This is a genomic window from Bradyrhizobium sp. PRIMUS42, assembly GCF_023006515.1.
Lineage (GTDB): Bacteria > Pseudomonadota > Alphaproteobacteria > Rhizobiales > Xanthobacteraceae > Bradyrhizobium.
In genome coordinates this window covers 1-548 of sequence record NZ_JALBGZ010001506.1, presented here as the reverse complement: position 1 = coordinate 548, position 548 = coordinate 1, and the positions used below count along the sequence as shown (strand labels likewise).

The window sequence follows — 548 nt, the reverse complement described above, 5'->3', positions numbered from 1 at the left end:
CTCGCCGGCGGGATGCGCTCCGGGGCCTGGACGGTCGAGCGCATCTACGACACCTTCCCCCGCCTCGCCGAGCGCAAGGATCACGGCGGCGGCCAGCTCTCCGGCGGCGAGCAGCAGATGCTGGCGATTTCGCGCGCGCTGCTCACCAACCCACAGCTCTTGATCATGGACGAGCCGACCGAGGGCCTTGCGCCCGTCATCGTGGCGCAGGTCGAGGAGATGCTGCTGCGCCTGGGGGAAGACGGCGACATGTCCGTGCTCGTGATCGAGCAGAATATCGGCGTCGCCACCGCGATCTCGCGCAACGTCGCGATCATGGTCAACGGCCGCATCAACCGCATCATAGACTCCGCGCGGCTCGCTGCCGACCGCGAGCTTCAGCAGCGCCTGCTCGGCGTTGGGCTTCACGCCGAGCTCGAGCCTGACATCGAGCTCCCCGCGTCCGGCCCCGAGACAAAACCGGCGCCGGCGCCACGGCGCGACGGGCCGATCCGCATCTATATCTCCAACCCGACGCTTCCGACGCGGTGGTCGCAACCGGTGCCGAT

The 548-nt window shown here is 69.0% G+C and carries 1 protein-coding gene; it reads left to right on the top strand.

The window, feature by feature from the left end; all coding sequences use genetic code 11:
- The coding region (locus MOV75_RS41335) for an ATP-binding cassette domain-containing protein (RefSeq protein WP_247008652.1) at nt 1–548 on the top strand (548 nt) is incomplete at both ends.